Source organism: Cupriavidus sp. 05T42 (assembly GCF_056396345.1).
In genome coordinates, this window is sequence record NZ_JBFTLH010000002.1 from 205,045 (window position 1) to 219,844 (window position 14,800).

General features: G+C 68.0%; 18 protein-coding genes. 4 read left to right on the plus strand and 14 right to left on the minus strand.

Going from position 1 to position 14,800, the window contains the following annotated elements; genetic code table 11:
- Nucleotides 1-4: 4 nt before the first annotated feature.
- Nucleotides 5-583 carry a P-loop nucleotide/nucleoside kinase family protein gene (locus AC1EJR_RS03020; RefSeq protein ID WP_092290463.1) on the minus strand — a complete coding sequence of 193 codons (579 nt, stop codon included), beginning with the start codon at nt 581-583 and terminating at the stop codon, nt 5-7.
- Nucleotides 584-737: 154 nt separating this feature from the next.
- Between AC1EJR_RS03020 and AC1EJR_RS03025 the strand changes: the two genes are divergently transcribed.
- The gene (locus AC1EJR_RS03025; RefSeq protein ID WP_092290461.1) at nt 738-1,196 is read left to right on the plus strand and encodes a bacteriohemerythrin; all 459 of its coding nucleotides are present in this window, start codon (nt 738-740) and stop codon (nt 1,194-1,196) included.
- A gap of 18 nt (nt 1,197-1,214) precedes the next feature.
- Here the strand turns inward: AC1EJR_RS03025 and trxA are convergent, their stop codons facing one another.
- Nucleotides 1,215-2,060, minus strand: a complete 846-nt coding sequence (trxA, locus tag AC1EJR_RS03030) for a thioredoxin (protein ID WP_477104857.1) — start codon at nt 2,058-2,060, stop codon at nt 1,215-1,217.
- Nucleotides 2,061-2,251: 191 nt separating this feature from the next.
- On the opposite strand from trxA, the gene AC1EJR_RS03035 reads away from it, so the two are divergent.
- The gene (locus tag AC1EJR_RS03035; RefSeq protein WP_441644014.1) at nt 2,252-3,949 is read left to right on the plus strand and encodes a long-chain fatty acid--CoA ligase; all 1,698 of its coding nucleotides are present in this window, start codon (nt 2,252-2,254) and stop codon (nt 3,947-3,949) included.
- 12 nt (nt 3,950-3,961) lie between these two features.
- Here the strand turns inward: AC1EJR_RS03035 and AC1EJR_RS03040 are convergent, their stop codons facing one another.
- A complete protein-coding gene (locus AC1EJR_RS03040; RefSeq protein ID WP_092290455.1) occupies nt 3,962-4,774 on the minus strand; it encodes an ankyrin repeat domain-containing protein in 813 nt (270 codons plus the stop codon).
- A 28-nt stretch (nt 4,775-4,802) separates the two neighbouring features.
- Nucleotides 4,803-5,597, minus strand: a complete 795-nt coding sequence (locus AC1EJR_RS03045) for a gamma-glutamylcyclotransferase (protein ID WP_477104859.1) — start codon at nt 5,595-5,597, stop codon at nt 4,803-4,805.
- A gap of 148 nt (nt 5,598-5,745) precedes the next feature.
- On the opposite strand from AC1EJR_RS03045, the gene AC1EJR_RS03050 reads away from it, so the two are divergent.
- Nucleotides 5,746-6,066 carry a hypothetical protein gene (locus AC1EJR_RS03050; protein ID WP_092290450.1) on the plus strand — a complete coding sequence of 107 codons (321 nt, stop codon included), beginning with the start codon at nt 5,746-5,748 and terminating at the stop codon, nt 6,064-6,066.
- Between the two features lie 78 nt (nt 6,067-6,144).
- Here the strand turns inward: AC1EJR_RS03050 and AC1EJR_RS03055 are convergent, their stop codons facing one another.
- The 7 genes from AC1EJR_RS03055 to AC1EJR_RS03085 all read right to left on the minus strand — a co-directional run bounded on the left by AC1EJR_RS03055 (nt 6,145) and on the right by AC1EJR_RS03085 (nt 10,731).
- On the minus strand, nt 6,145-6,492 hold the full coding sequence (locus tag AC1EJR_RS03055) for an FKBP-type peptidyl-prolyl cis-trans isomerase (protein WP_092290448.1): 348 nt from the start codon (nt 6,490-6,492) through the stop codon (nt 6,145-6,147).
- Nucleotides 6,493-6,550: 58 nt separating this feature from the next.
- Nucleotides 6,551-7,099: a YaeQ family protein gene (locus AC1EJR_RS03060; protein WP_092290873.1), complete on the minus strand. Its 549-nt coding sequence runs from the start codon at nt 7,097-7,099 to the stop codon at nt 6,551-6,553.
- Nucleotides 7,100-7,249: 150 nt separating this feature from the next.
- Nucleotides 7,250-7,558, minus strand: coding sequence for a hypothetical protein (locus AC1EJR_RS03065; RefSeq protein ID WP_092290446.1), 309 nt, complete (start codon nt 7,556-7,558; stop codon nt 7,250-7,252).
- A 177-nt stretch (nt 7,559-7,735) separates the two neighbouring features.
- Nucleotides 7,736-8,320, minus strand: a complete 585-nt coding sequence (locus AC1EJR_RS03070; RefSeq protein ID WP_441590600.1) for a YceI family protein — start codon at nt 8,318-8,320, stop codon at nt 7,736-7,738.
- A gap of 1 nt (nt 8,321) precedes the next feature.
- Nucleotides 8,322-8,708 (minus strand): MAPEG family protein, encoded by a 387-nt coding sequence (locus AC1EJR_RS03075; protein WP_092290442.1) that lies wholly within the window; start codon nt 8,706-8,708, stop codon nt 8,322-8,324.
- 38 nt (nt 8,709-8,746) lie between these two features.
- A complete protein-coding gene (locus AC1EJR_RS03080) occupies nt 8,747-8,971 on the minus strand; it encodes an RNA-binding S4 domain-containing protein (RefSeq protein WP_092290440.1) in 225 nt (74 codons plus the stop codon).
- 2 nt (nt 8,972-8,973) lie between these two features.
- Nucleotides 8,974-10,731, minus strand: coding sequence for a glutamine--tRNA ligase/YqeY domain fusion protein (locus AC1EJR_RS03085; protein ID WP_477112837.1), 1,758 nt, complete (start codon nt 10,729-10,731; stop codon nt 8,974-8,976).
- 241 nt (nt 10,732-10,972) lie between these two features.
- On the opposite strand from AC1EJR_RS03085, the gene AC1EJR_RS03090 reads away from it, so the two are divergent.
- Complete coding sequence (locus AC1EJR_RS03090) at nt 10,973-12,460, plus strand: CoA transferase (protein WP_477146868.1); 1,488 nt, start codon at nt 10,973-10,975, stop codon at nt 12,458-12,460.
- 47 nt (nt 12,461-12,507) lie between these two features.
- On the opposite strand, the gene AC1EJR_RS03095 is transcribed toward AC1EJR_RS03090, so the two are convergent.
- Genes AC1EJR_RS03095 through AC1EJR_RS03105 form a run of 3 tightly spaced genes read right to left on the minus strand, consistent with a single transcriptional unit; the run spans nt 12,508 to nt 14,690 of the window.
- Nucleotides 12,508-13,131: an FMN-binding negative transcriptional regulator gene (locus AC1EJR_RS03095; protein WP_441644017.1), complete on the minus strand. Its 624-nt coding sequence runs from the start codon at nt 13,129-13,131 to the stop codon at nt 12,508-12,510.
- 45 nt (nt 13,132-13,176) lie between these two features.
- A complete protein-coding gene (locus tag AC1EJR_RS03100) occupies nt 13,177-13,794 on the minus strand; it encodes a pyridoxamine 5'-phosphate oxidase family protein (protein ID WP_092290432.1) in 618 nt (205 codons plus the stop codon).
- A gap of 35 nt (nt 13,795-13,829) precedes the next feature.
- Nucleotides 13,830-14,690, minus strand: coding sequence for a PhzF family phenazine biosynthesis protein (locus tag AC1EJR_RS03105; protein ID WP_477109833.1), 861 nt, complete (start codon nt 14,688-14,690; stop codon nt 13,830-13,832).
- Nucleotides 14,691-14,800 lie beyond the last annotated feature (110 nt).

Below are 14,800 nucleotides of genomic sequence, written 5' to 3' on the forward strand. Positions count from 1 at the left end.
AGCGCTAGCTCGCCAGGGTGCGCAGCAAGCCGTCCAGCGCGGCGGCGTCCGGGGCCAGGTTGTCGAAGAAGATCAGTTCGGGATACTCGGCGGGGTCCGGCATGAAGCGGCGTGTCCGATACGCCTCCCAGTGGGTGAGCTTGTAGGCATCGTTGGGATTACCGCGCCGGACGATGCGCGCGTGCGCCTCGTCCTCGGGCAGGTGCACCCAGACCACCTCCGTGCGCGTGCCGGCCGGCATGTGCAGCCAATCCGGATCGGTCAACTGGTGGGCGCGCACTTCGCGCGAGAGCGGCCCCACCACCAGCACGCTGATGCCGAGCATCAGGTTCTCGCGCGCGGTGTCGAGCAGGCCCTGGTATTCGGGGTCGCGCAGGTTATCCAGATAGGCTGGGCTGTCGCGGTCGTTCGGGTCGCCGGTGATGGCGCCCATCGCCGCCGCGCTGTAGCGCCCATAGAGCGTGTCCTTGTCGAGGATGCAGAACGGCTCGCCGGTGGCCTGCATCAGCGGGCCGATCAGCTTGTGGGACAGCGAGGTCTTGCCGGTGCCGGCGTGGCCGCAGAAGAAAATCAGTCTTGGCATGGCGGGAAGGGGCGCGTCGGCCACAGCGGGGGTGCGAACGGCAAGGATACCCCGCATCGGTCCGATAACGACTTGTAGATTTGCGGAAAATCAGATCGACGCGGCGGGAAATCGGTATCCTTGCCGCGTTACCGACTTGCTCCTTGCCCGCCACATGTCCGCCGCCGCACTCGACACGCAAGATCCCTATCAAGGACTGTCGTCCGAGGGCCTGCCCGAAGCGCTACGCCTCGGGGAGCCCGTGACCGACGCCACCCACGCCGAATTCCTCCAATTGCTCGATGCGGCCGCCCGCGCCGACGACGCCGGCTTCCTGGAAGCCTATGACGCGTGGATCGACCATACGCGCCATCATTTCGCGCAGGAAGAACAGTGGATGGAGGCGATGGGCTTCGGCCCGCGCCATTGCCATGCGGGCGAGCACCAGCAGGTGCTGGCCGTTGCGCAGGCCGTGCGCGACAAGGTGGCGGAGGAGGGGGTGGTGAGCCTGGGACGCCGGCTCGTGGGTGAGCTGTCCGGCTGGTTCGACCAGCACGTGAAGTCGATGGACGCCATGATGGTCGAACACATGCAGGCCAACGGCTTCACGCTGATCGAAGGCCCCCAGGACTGAAGCCGGGGGGCTCCTAGCTCAGTTCAGCGCCGCGCTAAGCTGGCGGCGCCAGCGCGAGACCACGTCGGGCCGGCCGGCAAGCAGGTCGAACACCGACAGCATGGTCTTGCGTCCGATGTCTTCGTCGAAGCCGCGGTCGCGGCGCACGATTTCCAGCAGTTGTTCCAAGGCAGGCTCGTACTCGCGGCGCGCGATCAGCGCGTTCGCCAGGTCGAGCTTCGCGCCGAGATCGGCCGGATTGGCCTGCACGCGGGCGATCAGCGCGGAGGCGTCGGGCAGGTCGTCCACGTGCCGCAGCGCCTCCAACTGAGTCTGCACGGCGGCGTAGCCTTCCTCCTGCGGGGCGCGCGGCGATAGCCGGGAGAACTCGGCCTCGGCGGCGTCGACCTCGTTGTGATCGAGCAGGAAGCTGGTATAGGCCAGCCGTGCATCGTCGGCGCCCGGATCGAAGGCCAGCGCGGCCTGGAAGGCGGCGCGCGCCCCCTCGGCATCGCCAGCGGCCACCAGTTCGCGGGCCTCGTGCAGCGCCTGCTCGCCCGGGTTCGGGGTCAGGCGGTCCAGGAATTCACGCAGGCCCGACTCCGGCAGCACGCCGACGAACTGGTCTACGGCCTGCCCATCGGCAATCGCCACCACATGGGGAATGCTGCGCACGCCGAAGTGCGCAGCCAGCTCCTGGTTCTCGTCCACATTGACCTTGGCGAGCTTCCACTTGCCGCCGGATTCGGCTTCCAACTTCTCCAGCATCGGTCCGAGCGTGCGGCATGGGCCACACCAGGGCGCCCAGAAATCGACCAGCACGGGCACCTGCCGCGACAGTTCGATCACATCGGCCTCGAAATTCTGCAGGGTGACGTCGCTCATGTTCTGCCTTTCGGAATGGTGGAGGCCGGATAGCGGCCGGACCTCCCTATTGTGAGGGCGAAGCCGCGGAAAGCAACCTTTGGCCGACCCCGATCGGGAAAACCTCCGCTTGAAAATAGAACGGTCGTTCAGTTATATTGCCCCTCTGTTGACGAAACCAAAAAGCCGGTCGCAAAGACCCAGGAGACAAGATGACCACCACGCCCGCGCGCCCGCATTTCCAGTTCTGGCCGAAGCGTCTGCCCACGCAGATCGTGCTGCCCGAGACCTCGCTCTGGTACAACCTCGAAGTCTCCGCGCACCGCTACGCCGAGAAGCCGGCGATCCGCTACTTCGGCAATGCCATCACGTTCCGCACGCTGGAGGCGCAGGCCACGGCGCTGGCGGGCTGGCTCCAGCAGAAGGCCGGCGTGAAGAAGGGCGACCGCGTGCTGCTGTATATGCAGAACTGCCCGCAGTTCATCGTCAGCTACTACGCGATTCTGCGTGCCGACGCGGTGGTGGTGCCCGTCAACCCGATGAACCGTGCCGAGGAGTTCAAGCACTACGTGAGCGATGGCCAGGCGCGCGTGGCGATCTGCACGGCAGATCTCGCCGCCGGCGTGGCCCAGGCCAACGCCGAACTGCCGGCCGACCAGCAGCTCCAGCACGTGCTGGCCACGCAGTACGCGGACGCGCTGCCGGCCTCCTACGAACATCCCGAAGACGCGCCGCCCGCGTGGATCACCGCCGAGCATCCGCTGCCGGCAGGTGCCACGCCGTGGGCCGAGGCGCTAGCCGCCGGCCTGCAGCCGGGCCCGCACACCGCCGGCCCGGACGACATGGCCGTGATGCCCTACACCTCGGGCACCACGGGCTTCCCCAAGGGCTGCATCCACACCCATCGCTCGGTCATGCATAACGTGATTGGCGGCGGCACGTGGTCGGGCAGTGGCGCGGAATCGGTGATCCTGTCGGTCCTGCCGCTGTTCCACGTGACCGGCATGCAGTACGGCATGAACGGGCCGATCTACAGCGGCGCCACCGTGGTCATGCTGCCGCGCTGGGACCGCGAAGTGGCCGGCCGCCTGATCTCGCGCTACCAGGTCACGCACTGGACCAACATCCCGACCATGGTGATCGACTTCCTGGGCAGCCCGAACCTGGCCGCCTTCGACATGACCAGCCTGCGCTACATCGGCGGCGGCGGCGCGGCCATGCCGCAGGCGGTGGCCGAGCGGCTCAAGGAACAGTTCGGCCTCAGCTACCTGGAGGGCTATGGCCTCTCCGAGACCATGGCGCCGACGCACAGCAACCCGGCCGAACGCGCCAAGCTCCAGTGCCTGGGCGTGCCGACCTTCAACACCGAGGCACGCGTGATCGACCCCGTCACGCTGCAGGAACTGCCGCCGAACGAAGTGGGCGAGATCATCGTGCGCGGCCCGCAGGTCTTCAAGGGTTACTGGGGCAAGCCCGATGCCACGCGCGACGCCTTCATCGAGTTCGAAGGCCGGACCTGGTTCCGCACCGGCGACCTGGGCCGCATGGACGATGACGGCTACTTCTTCATCACCGACCGCCTCAAGCGCATGATCAACGCGTCCGGCTTCAAGGTCTGGCCGGCCGAGGTGGAAAACCTGCTCTACAAGCATCCGGCCGTGCAGGAGGCGTGCATCATCGGCACGCGCGACGCCTATCGCGGCGAGACCGTGAAGGCCGTAGTGGTGCTGCGCACCGCCGCCAAGGGAAATACCACGCCGGAAGACATCATCGAATGGGCGAAGGAGAACATGGCCGCGTACAAGTATCCGCGCGTGGTCGAGTTCGTCGATGCATTGCCGAAGTCCGGCACCGGCAAGGTGATGTGGCGCCAGCTGCAGGAGAGCGAGAACGCGCGCACCGGCGCGTAATTCGCCTGCCGATCAGTGCCCGCGGGCGCGCATCAGCATCCTGACCATGGTCTTGTAGCCGCGCTCGCGGGCATGGCGGGTGGGCGTGACGCCTTCACGGTCGGCGAGGTTGGCGTCCGCGCCCGCATCGAGCAGCAGTTGCACCACTTCCTCGTAGCGCGCGCTGCCGTCGCCGAGCACCACGGCCTCGAGCAGCGCAGTCCAGCCGAGCTGGTTCACGTGGTCCACGCTGAGCCCGGCCTTCAGTAGCAATTTCACGATTTCGACATTGCCGTGCTGGCTCGCGGCGATCAGCGCCGTGCCGTCGTAGCGGTCGGTGCTGCGCGGGTCGGCGCCGTGTGACAGCGCCAGCCGCAAAATGTCGATCTGTCCCGTGGCAGCCGCCACCAGGAACGGGCTGTTCGACTCCCCATCCTTGCGATTCACATCGGCGCCGGCCATGATCAGCGTGCGCGCCACCTCGTTGCGCCGCATGTAGACGGCGGCCAGCAGCGCGCTGCGGCCGCGTTCGTCCACGGCCTGCATCGACGCCCCGGCAGCGAGTAGCCGATTGACGAGTTCCGAGTCGCCAATGCTGGCGGCGGTGATCAGGTTGCGGTCCAGCGCGGCCATGCCGTCGCTGCGCGGTGGCAGGGCGGGGGAATCGACCGGACGCGGCGAGCGCGGCCCCTGCGCGAGCATGGAGCCGTTGCCGATGCCAGTCAGGGTGCGTGCCAGCGTCTGGCCGCCCTGGCCGGCGAGCAGGCCGCCGCCCATCAACAATCCCAACAACCCGAGCATTTCGGCGATGGCCTGGCGGCGGGGGCGGGTCTGGGAGCGCGTCATGGGGAGGGCGGCGAGGGCGCTGGGTGGCTCAGACGGTTTCGTGCGGCGCGTCGGCGGCGGCGATGCCGTCCGTGCCGTCGGCCTGCATGACGGGCGGCCGGTGGCGGTGCGGGTCGTCCCCGGCCGGGTGCGCGGCATCGGCGACGTCGCTGTCCTGCAGCAGGCGCCAGAGGCGGCCCAGGTAAGGATCGTCCACGCCGTTGGTGGCCAGGCCCAGCAGCGTCTGCTGGAGATATTCGCGCGCCGGGCCGTACAGGCCGCAGGCGTGGCGCAGGCAGTCCACCACGCGGTTATCGGGCAGGCGGCCCGCGTAGGCGGGATGTTCGCGGTTCATCACAAAGGCCAGCGCGCGGGCCTCCGGGGCGTCCGGGTCATTGTCGAGTTTCACGCGCAGCCAGCGCGGATGATAGGCGCCGGTCAGCATCTCGCGGCGCCAGAGCACGCGGAATTCCTGCTCGATCACATGGGCCGGGATGCGGAACACGATGCCGGTGCAGCAGCCGCCCCGGTCCAGGCCGAGCACGAGTCCGGGGTTGTCCCAGGTGCCGCGATTGATCCGGGAATAGAGGTAGAAGCCGCGATGGTAGCCATGCACGGTGGCCAGGCGCCGGTCCGTGTGGACCACCATCGGATTCCAGATCAGCGAGCCGTAGCCGAACAGCCAGACATCGCCGTGCATGGCATCGCCGTCAGGCCGGGCGGCCAGCGTGTCATGGAGCGATTGCTCGATATCGGCCTCAGGCAGCAGCGAGGACGCGACCGGGGTGCTGCACAGCGATGCGCGCAGCCTGTCCGCTTCGAGGTCCTGTCTGGTGATGGCCATGGATGCAAGGATAATCCAAAGCGTATTGATCCGTCGCAAGGAAGCCACAGACGGGGAGTGGGGTGTGTGTCACAGGCAACGGTTTGCCATGCGCCCGCCGGGCCGGCAAGTCTCTACAATGAGGGCCTGACTTCTTGGAGAACCGGTCATGGCGCGTACGCTTACCGTGGTGTTCGGCAGTGGCAAGGAATTCGATTTCACGCTTGGCGATGCCGAGCTGGCGGCTGTGACCGAGGAGGCCGCGTGGCGCTGGTTCGACCGCGAATATGCCGAACTGGACTGCCAGGCCTCGAGCCCGGTGGGCAAGGTGCTCGTCATCGACAAGATCTTGAACGTGGCCAAGTTCTCGGGCGAGAACCGTTTCAGTGGCAATGCCGAGTGGGCACAGGACTTCGCACGGCACGCCGGCCGGCTGCTGGACCGCGACAAGGTCCGCGTGGACGTGGGGAATGCGGCGATCGGGTTCTGAACCCTCGAGTTTCAGATTCCACGATGTAAAAACGGACGCCGAGGCGTCCGTTTTTATTGGGTCAGGTCAGGCCGAGGCTCAGACCGACAGCAGTTCCACTTCGAACAGCAGCGTGGCGTTCGGCGGAATCACGCCACCGGCGCCACGGGCACCGTAGCCCAGGTCGGCCGGGATCACCAGACGGCGCGTGCCGCCCACCTTCATGCCCTGCACGCCTTCGTCCCAGCCACGGATCACGTGGCCGGCGCCCAGCGGGAACACGAACGGGTCGTTGCGGTCCTTGCTCGAATCGAACTTGCGGCCAGCCTGGTCGTTCTCGTACAGCCAGCCGGTGTAGTGCACGGTCACGTGCTGGCCTGCGCGGGCTTCGTCGCCAGCGCCGACAACGGTGTCTTCGAATTGCAGGCCGGAGGGAGTGGTTTGCATCGCAATCTTCCTGTTTTTGGTTGATGAAGCGTTATCTGGGGCTCGGGCGGCGACCCGCTCAGCCGGCGGCGCGCTGGAGCACGTCGAGCGTCAGCTGCACGTTGTGGTCGTCGTCGCTGACCCAGATCTCGGCGTCCTGGATGGTCACGGACAGGCGCATGGCGCGCTGCGCCATGCCGGCCAGTGCCTCCACGGCTTCCGACGGCACATTGTAAATGGTCACGTTGCGCAGCTTGCTGGCCTTGCCAGCCATGCCCTTCCACCATTCGCGCGCGCTGGCGCTCTGATAGGTATAGACGGTGACGCGGTCCGCGCGGGACGAGGCGCGCCGCAGCCGGGATTCGTCGGGCTGGCCGAGTTCCACCCAGTGGGCGATCTCGCCGGTCAGCGTCTTGTCCCAGAGGTCGGGTTCGTCGGGCTCGTCGAGGCCGCGCGTGAAGGTGAGGGACTCGGACGCCTCGCAGGCGAAGGCCAGCAGGCGCACCATCATCCGCGCGTCGTTCTCGGACGGATGCTGGGCGATGGTCAGCGTATGGCTGCCGTAGTAGGGCCGATCCATGTCCGATACGGACAGTTCGGCCTTGAAGATGGTGGACTTGAGCGCCATGGAATCACGGGAAATGCGGGCTCGCGCCGGCCACGGGATGCCATCCGGCACGGCGCGCGAAGGCCGCATCATACGTGATCCGCGTGGGCAGGCGATGGAAAACCATCGCCCGAAGGTGCGTTGGCGCGCGGAGCCCGGGCGGGCCTTCGCTCAGGACTTGCGCTTGTGGCTGACCCAGAAGCGCAGCACCGCCGACACCAGCACGAGCGCCAGGAACGCGGCGGCCGCCACCAGCGCGAGCCCGGCCTTGCTGTTGATCTGGCCTTCGAGCGCCACGCTGACCAGCAGCGTGCCGACCATGACGGCTAGCAGCGGCAGCAGCAGGGCGCCACGGCCATAGGTCTGGTAGGCCCAGAGCGGGAATTTGCGGACGGTTTGGGCAGGGACGCTGCAGGCCAGGCAGGCGCCGGCTGCGGCCAGGGACGCCGCAACGACGTCTCCGACGTGAATAGTGATCATCTCGACTCGCGAATCGCCGGATACGCTGGGGGCGGAACGCGGCAGGATGGGAACGGGCAAGGCGCTGATTTTACTGAAATTTTTCCCGGCAAAGGTGACGCGGGGTCGTCATCGGGCTCGATATCGGCGATCGATTTCCCCTATTCAGGATGGCGGCGCGCTGCCGTCCGCCCCGGGCTACTGCGCGGGCGTCGCTTCGACGGAAATGTGGAGCGTCACGGTATCGCCGACGTCGGGCAGGAACCGTGTCATGCCGAAGGCACTTCTGGGCAGGCTGGCGTGGAAATCTCCGCCGCAGACGTCCCGGCCCACGCCGAACAGCACCACGCGCCCGCAGCTGAAGCGGTCCGCCTCCAGCCGCAGCGGCCGGGTCACGCCCAGCAGCGACACCTGACCCTCCACGGCCACGAGCTTGCCGCCTTCCACGACGAACCGGTTGCCCTGGAAGCGCGCGACCGGAAAATTCTGGGCATCGAAGAATTGTGGCGAACGCAGCACGCCATCGAGGCTGCGATTGCCGGTGTCGACCGACTCGGTATCCACCGTGAAGTCGATTGACCCCGCCCCGGTGGCCGGGTCATAGACGATGCGGCCATCCAGCTTGTTGAAGCGGCCGCGCACCGTGGTGCGGTCGAAATGGCTCGCGCCGAAGTAGACCGCGGTGTGGGTGGGATCGACGTTGTAGTTCACGGGCGCCGCCCAGGCCGGGAGGCTGGCACCTGCCAGGGCGCCAACGAGGGCAGCGATCAGCAGGGGCCGCATGTCAGTGGACGAACACCGGCAGCAGGAACAGCCCGATCACCGTCAGCAAGCCGATGGTCCAGCACAGCGTGCGCAGCGTGGCCCGGTCGGTCAGGTAGCAGACCGTATAGAGAATGCGGGCGACGACGAACACCACCGCCAGTTCGTCGATCCGAGCCTGCGGCGCGCTCATGTGCGTGGCAATCAACACGCCGGCCGCGAAGAACGGGAAGGCCTCGAAGTGGTTACGGTGGGCGAGGTCGGCGCGCCGCGCCCGCCCACTCTGCTTCTCCAGCCAGCCTCGCGGGTCGTGGTTATCGAAGCCGCCACGCCCGCCTGCCTTGGCGATGGCCACCGTCAGTACGGGCAGCAATCCCGCCACCAGCACACACCAGAACGCAATCGGCATATCGGTCCTTTGTGTCCCTTCGGTTCTCGGGTTCTATATCAGGCGGCCACCACCTTGATGCGCACGCCGGCCATGGTCACCACCTGCCCGGCGCGGATCTTGGCGGTCTTGCGCGACTCGGCCGCGCCATCCACCGAGACCTCGCCGGCCGCCACCAGCGCCTTGCCGGCGCCGCCGCTGTCACAGACGCCGGCCAGCTTCAGCAGGTCGTTCAGGGCGATGAACTCGCCCTCGAGCGGAAATTTGATCGTTTGTGTCGTCATCGTCACTTGCCCCAGCTATCTTTCAGGCCAACCGTGCGATTGAAGACGGGCTTGCCCGGCTGCGAATCGGTACGGTCTGCCACGAAGTAGCCGTGACGCTCGAACTGGAAGCGGTCTTCCGGCTTGGCGTCGCGCAGGCCCGGCTCCAGGTAGGCCTTGACCACCTTCTTGGAATCCGGGTTCAGCGCCTCGAGGAAGTTCTTGCCGCCGGCGTCGGGGTTCGGGTCGTTGAACAGGCGGTCGTACAGGCGCACTTCGGCTTCGACCGCATGCGGCGCGCTGACCCAGTGGATGTTGCCCTTGACCTTGACGCTGTCCGCGCCCGGCGTGCCGCTCTTGGTTTCCGGCAGGTAGTTCGCGTGCACGGCCACCACATTGCCGTCCGCGTCCTTGTCCACGCCCGTGCACTCGATCACGTAGCCGTAGCGCAGGCGCACCTTGTTACCCGGGAACAGCCGGAAGTAGCCCTTGGGCGGCGTCTCGGTAAAGTCGTCGCGCTCGATCCACAGTTCGCGCGAGATGGGGAACACGCGGCGGCCCAGTTCGGGCTGCTTGGGGTGCACCGGCGCCGAGCATTCCTCGGTCTGGCCTTCCGGGTAGTTGTCCAGGATCAGCTTGACCGGGTCGAGCACGCCCACGCTGCGCGGGGCGCGCGCGTCAAGGTCGTCGCGCACGGCGCCTTCCAGCGTGCTCATGTCGATCCAGCTATCGGCCTTCGACACGCCCACGCGGTCGCAGAACAGCTGGATCGATTCCGGCGTATAGCCCCGGCGGCGGATGCCGACGATGGTGGGCATGCGCGGATCGTCCCAGCCGTCCACGCGGTTTTCGTCCACCAGCTGCTTGAGCTTGCGCTTGCTGGTGATGGCGTAGGTCAGGTTCAGGCGCGCGAACTCGTACTGGTGCGGCAGCGGGTCGCGGAACACGCCAGCTTCGCGCAGGTGCTGGAGCACCCAGTCGTACAGCGGGCGGTTGTTCTCGAACTCCAGCGTGCACAGCGAATGCGTGATGTTCTCGATCGCGTCCGAGATGCAGTGCGTGAAGTCGTACATCGGGTAGATGCACCACGCATCGCCGGTACGGTGGTGATGGGCGTGGCGGATGCGGTAGAGCACCGGGTCGCGCAACACGATGTTCGGTGCGGTCATGTCGATCTTGGCGCGCAGTACGTGCTCGCCATCGCCGTACTTGCCGGCGCGCATGTCGCGGAACAGCGCGAGGTTCTCTTCCACTGTGCGGTCGCGGAACGGCGAGGGCTTGCCCGGCTCGGAGAAGTTGCCACGCGTGGCGGCGATCTGCTCGGCGGTCTGGCTGTCCACATAGGCGGCGCCGCGCGCGATCAGCGTTTCCGCAAAGGCGTACAGTTGCTCGAAGTAGTCGCTGGCGTAGTACAGGTGCGGCTTGCCGCCCGGCGCTTTGGCGTCCCACGAGAAGCCGAGCCAGTGCACGGCGTCGATGATCGAGTCGACGTACTCGGTGTCTTCCTTGACCGGATTGGTGTCATCGAAGCGCAGGTGGCACTGGCCGGCGTAGTCGCGCGCCAGGCCGAAGTTCACGCAGATGCTCTTGGCGTGGCCGATATGCAGGTAACCGTTCGGCTCCGGCGGGAAGCGCGTGATGACCGGCGGCAGCGCGGCGCCCTGGGTGTCCGCCCGGCCGGCGTAGGTGCCCGCGGCCAGATCCTGGTCGATGATGCTGCGCAGGAAGTTCGAGGAGGCCGGGTTGTCGGTCTTGTCGGTAGGCTTGTTGTCTTGGCTCATGGTGGCGCCGCGTCGCACGCGGCCAATGGCATGGTGTGGGGCCCCGGGACGTGCTCCGGCTCCCCTTGTTCGGTGGAATGGCGGGATTTTACCGTGCCTGCGGGGCAACCCGGCGGTGCGCCGCTATTTTCAGAATCGGCTCACAGCGCGGTGGCCACAAGTGGTGCAGAATCCACGGCAGGTCATCGCATGCCGCCATCGTGGCATGAAAAGGTTGGGCCATGTTGCGGGAACACAACCCATGAACACTGCTTCCTCTCCTGATTCGTCCGTCCCGGCCATTTCGGCCGGTTCGTCAGCCTCGGCCACCTTGCCGGCGGACGCCCTGGCCGGTCTCTGGCACGGCGCCGGCCTGCCGCCCGAGGCGCTTGCGCACCTGGCGCTGACCGGTGCGGACCCCATCCTGCCATCGAGCTTCGCCGTGGGCACGGCGGCGCAGGCCAGCCTCGGGGCGTCCGCGCTGGCTGCGGCGGCGCTCTGGGCGCAGCGCACGGACCGCTGGCAGGACGTGGCGGTGGACATGCGCCACGCGCTGGCGGAATTCCGCAGCGAGCGCTACCTGCGCGTGAACGGCGGGCCGGCGCCCGAACTCTGGGACAAGATCGCCGGCCTGTACCCGTGTGGCGACGGGCGCTGGGTCCGGCTGCACACCAATTTCCCCCATCACCGCGACGGCGTGCTGCGCCTGCTCCAGTGCGCGCACACCAAGGACGCGGTGCGCGCGGCGCTGGGCCGATGGGAGGCCGAGGCGTTCGAGTCCGCCGCGTCGGACGCCGGGCTCGTGGTGGCCGCCATGCGGCCCTATGACACCTGGCGCGCGCACCCGCAGGCGCAGGCCATTGCCGGGCTGCCGCCGGTGACGATCGAGAAGATCGGCGAGGCGCCGCCCCAGCCCCTGCCGCCGCTGGCGGACCATGCCGAGCTCAATGTCGATGCCCGCCCGCTGACCGGCGTGCGCGTGCTCGATTTCACGCGGATCATCGCCGGCCCGGTGGCGGGGCGCACGCTGGCCGCGCATGGCGCCGATGTGCTGCTGGTGACGGCCGCGCACCTGCCGGCCATCGCGCCGCTGGTGATCGACACCGGGCGCGGCAAGCGCTCCTGCCAGCTTGATCTGCGCGACCCGGACGACAAGCGCACGCTGCACAAGCTGCTGCATGGCGCCGATGTGGTGGTGCAGGGCTATCGCCCGGGCGGGCTGGCCGAACTGGGCGCCGGCCCGGAGGCCGCGGCGCGGGCGCGGCCCGGCATCGTCTATGTGTCGTTGTCGGCCTACGGGCACGTGGGGCCGTGGGCGGGCAAGCGCGGCTTCGATTCGCTCGTGCAGACGGCCACCGGCTTCAACGACGACGAGGCGCGGGCGGCCGGCAGTGCCGAGCCCAAGCCGCTGCCGGCCCAAGTGCTCGACCACGCGGCGGGCTACCTGCTGGCGTTCGGCGCGATGGCCGCGCTGCACCGGCGCGCGGTGGAGGGCGGAAGCTGGCACGTGCGGGTGTCGCTGGCGCAGGTGGGGCAATGGCTGCGTGGGCAGGGCCGCGTGCCGGAGGGCTGGCGCGTGCCGGACCCGCATTTCGACGAGATGTCGGACCTGCTGGAGGTAGAGGAGTCGGGGTTTGGAGAGCTGACCGTGGTGCGCCATGCCGCCCGGCTGTCCGAGACGCCCGCGCACTGGGCGCTGCCCTCGGTGCCGCTCGGCACCCACGCGCCGGAGTGGCTGCGGCGTGGGTGAATTTTCTCCCCTCTCCCTTTGGGAGAGGGGAGCAAGACAACGGACCGTCAGTTCGCGCCGGTCAGCCTTGCCATCCAGTCGGCCATGTCCTGCTCGATGGCGGAGCCGGCGCGCTGGGCTTCCAGGATCCGGGCGCGGTCGGTGGCGGGGCGGTTCTGGCTTAGCTTGAACTTGCCTTCCACGCGCGTCGGCACCAGCCGCAGCCCGACGATGGCGCCTAGCATCTTCTGCTGGAAATCCTCGGGCAGGTCGCGCCACTGCTGGGCGTAGCCCGGCTCGTTGCGGCTGATCAGCCGCTTGAGCAGCGCGTCCTTGTCAGTGGCGTCGTGGACCGTGGTGATCTCGCCGTAGACATGCACGGCCACGTAGTTCCAGGTCGGCACGGACAGCTTCTGGTCATAGAGCGACGGCGACACGTAGCCATGCGGGCCCTGGAACACGAGCAGCGCGCGCGGGGTCTGCTCGAGCCACTTCCAGTGCGGATTGGCACGTGCGACGTGCCCCTCGATGCGCCAGCCGCCCTCGGACGCCCGCTCCGCCACCACGGGCAGGTGCGTGGCGAACGGCAGGCCATCCGCATCGGTGCCGACCAGCGTGGCGAAGGCGTAGCGGCGCATGACCTCGTCGATCAGGTCAGGGTTGTCGCTGGCGAAGTGGGACGGCATGTACATGGCAGATTCTCTTTTTGTGGGGGTGGGGCAGGCCGTGAGTACCGGCTAGTACAGCGTCTTGCGCATGCGCTCGGGCAGTTCGCGGTCGTACGTGGCGCCGTCGATGGCGTTCTTGCTCAGTTCGGCGACCATGGTGCCCGTGCTCGGCAGGCGCTCGCGCGGAATCTGGGTCTCGGGCGACCACAGCGCCGAGCGCACGAGGGCGCGGGCGCATTGGAAGAATACCGAGCGGATCGAGATCACCAGCACCGTGGTCGGCGCCTTGCCGTCATGCACGCAGCGCGCGATCAGCGCAGGGTCGGTCGAGATCTTCGCCACGCCGCTTACACGCAGCGTTTCGTTGACGCCCGGCACCAGGAACAGCAGGCCCACGCGCGGGTCGTTGACGATATTGCGCAGGCTGTCGATGCGGTTGTTGCCGCGCCGGTCCGGCAGCAGCAGCGTGCGGTCGTCCAGCACCTGCACGAAGCCGGGCTGGTCCCCGCGTGGCGAGCAGTCGCCGCCGTGCGCGTTCATCGTGGACAGCAGGCAGAACGGCGAGGCATCCACGAAGGCGCGGTAATGCGGGTGCAGGTAGTCGACTTCCTTGGCCAGCGAGGCGCCGGCCGGCTCCGCGTACAGCGTTTCGAGGTCGGCGAGCGCGGCAATGTCGTGTGAGGTCATGGCGGAGAGGGGGGGAGGCGGGGGATCGAATCTTGTCAGATCGTAATAGTGCCACGTCCGATCTCGACCACGCGGCCGCCCACGCGGATCGCGCCATCGGTGGTCACGGCGAGGTCCAGCCGGCAGCGGCGGTCGACCTGTTCGCCCTGATCCACCTCGTACGTGGCCGGCAGCGCGTGACCCGTGGCCAGCAGCCAGCCGCCGAGGTTGGCGCAGGCCGAGCCGGTGCCCGGGTCTTCGGCCACGCCGCCGCCCTGCTTGGTGAAGAAGTAGCGCACGAGCACCTTGCCGGGCTGCGTCGGGTCGAAGGCGAACACATAGGCGGTCTTGCGGCCCAGGCTGCTCTGCGGCCACTGGTCGAGCCGGCTGCTGTCGGGTGCGGCGCGGCGCACGGCGTCCGGCGTCTTCAGCGGCACCAGCAACTGGTCGGCGCCGGTATCCACCCACATCGGCGAGCCGGCCAGATCGTCGGCGGACAGGCCCAGCAGGGAGGCCATGTCGGCATCGGGCAGGCCAGCCGGTGCGGTGCGCGGGGCGCCCTCGTGCGGCGCGGTCAGGGTCCAGCGGTCGCCGGCGGCGGTCACCGGTACCAGGCCGGCCTTGAATTCGAGGGTGAGCGCATCCCCGGTTTTTGCGAGGTCGCGCACCACATGGGCCGTGCCCAGCGTCGGGTGACCGGCGAAACGCATCTCGTAGCCCGGGGTGAAGATCCGCACGGCCGCCGTCGCGCGCTCGGACGGCAGCACGAAGGTGGTCTCGGAGAGGTTGAATTGCAGCGCCAGCGCCTGCATCGTGGCGTCGTCCAGGCCGAGCGCGTCCTCGAACACACAGAGGGGATTGCCGCCAAGCGTGGTCTCGGCGAAGACGTTGACGATGCGGAAGGCGTAGGAGGCCATGGCGGGAACGGGCAGGAAATTGGACGAATTGCCAGTGTAGTGCGCACGGCGCGGCGCACCATGCACAGTTCCACGCGCCGCGAACAGAACAGTTGGCGCGCCGCCCGGCC